This is a genomic window from Cohnella xylanilytica, assembly GCF_014212175.1.
Lineage (GTDB): Bacteria > Bacillota > Bacilli > Paenibacillales > Paenibacillaceae > Cohnella > Cohnella xylanilytica.
Genome location: NZ_JACJVR010000166.1, coordinates 1 through 1,286, shown reverse-complemented (window position 1 = coordinate 1,286; position 1,286 = coordinate 1). Strand labels below are relative to the sequence as shown.

The following is a 1,286-nucleotide window of genomic DNA, read 5'->3' as shown; positions in this document are numbered from 1 at the left end:
GGACGATTCGTCCAGCGCCAGCTTCAGCTTCGTCAGCTCGTTGAGCGTCTGCTTGAGATCGTCGCGGAACGCGGCATCCTCCCGGGTAGCGCCGTCGAGCTGGGAGAGCAGGCGGTCGACGTTCCGGCCGATCCCCTCCGGGTAACGGCGTCCGTTCTTCTCCTCAGACGTCAAAGTTCAACAACCCTTTCTTCAGAGCGTACTTGACCAGATCGGGCCGGGTGCGAAGCCCCAGCTTCTCCATGAGATGCGCCTTGTGGGTCTCGACCGTCTTCACGCTGATGATGAGATTCTCCGCGATCTCCTTGTTGGAGTAGCCCTTGGCGATCCAAGACAGAATCTCCTTCTCTCTCTCGGACAGCGTCTCGTAGGAGTCGGAGCCGTCTCCCCCGTGCTTCACTCTCTCCATGTACTCGTTCATGAGCCGCTTGGTCGCGGTCGGATACAGGTACGCGTTGCCGGAGGACACCGACTCGATCGCCGTCAGCAGCTCCTCGTGGGGAGCGCTCTTCAGCACGTAGCCGGAGGCGCCGGCTTGGATCGAGCGGAACAAGTATTCTTCGTCGTCGTGCATCGTCAGGATGAGCACGTTCGTATCCGGCAGCAGCTTCTTGAGCTCGGCCGTGGCGGTCAGCCCGTCCTTGCCGTGCGGCATGCTCAGATCCATCAACACCACGTCGGGCTTGCACTGCAGCGCGGCGCGAACGGCCTCGTCGCCGTCCGCCGCGTCCGCGACGACGGTCAGATTGGGCTGGCCCTCCAGCAGCATTCGAAGTCCCGTCCGGACGACGATATGGTCGTCCACCAGCATGATTCGGATCATCGCGCACTCTCCCCTGGCGTTCTATGCTCCTATCCTATCACACGATCAATGCCGATGAGGAGCCGGAGCCCCCTTCTCCGCGTAATCCCTCAGCTGGCCCAGCCATCTGGCCGAGAGCTCGACGACGAGGAGATGATCTTGCGAGTACGCGCGGGCTTGGCGGTTGCCCACGAGAAGCACTCCGCACAAGCCCTCTTCCCCGGAGACCGGATACGCCGCGGCCGAGTGCAGTCCCTCGACCAGCATGAGCGCCGACTCCTCCCGTCTGCGCGGAGTGCCCGGATCTCCCGCGTCCAGCACGAGCGGCCTGCCGATCCGCGGCACCGTCCCTTCGAGCCCGCGGCCGGGACGGATCGCCAACGTCCGATACCGGTCGTCCGAGCAGCCGGAGGCCGCCCACCAGGCGAGCCGCCGGTCTTCCGCGCCGCTCCACGCCACCGCCGCCACGTCGATCGGCAGCAGC

At 64.9% G+C, this 1,286-nt stretch carries 2 protein-coding genes; both read right to left on the bottom strand.

What is annotated here, in order from left to right:
- Positions 1-163 precede the first annotated feature (163 nt).
- Entirely contained in the window at positions 164-823 is a 660-nt protein-coding gene (locus tag H7B90_RS32095) for a response regulator transcription factor (protein WP_185139982.1), read from the bottom strand.
- 45 nt (positions 824-868) lie between these two features.
- A partial coding sequence (locus H7B90_RS32090) for a GAF domain-containing protein (RefSeq protein ID WP_185139981.1) occupies positions 869-1,286 on the bottom strand: 418 nt, incomplete at its 5' end.

What these genes read in the sequence shown, in the direction of transcription:
- H7B90_RS32095 (WP_185139982.1), bottom strand. Translation starts at nt 823, where the DNA reads ATGATCCGAATCATGCTGGTGGACGACCATATCGTCGTCCGGACGGGA.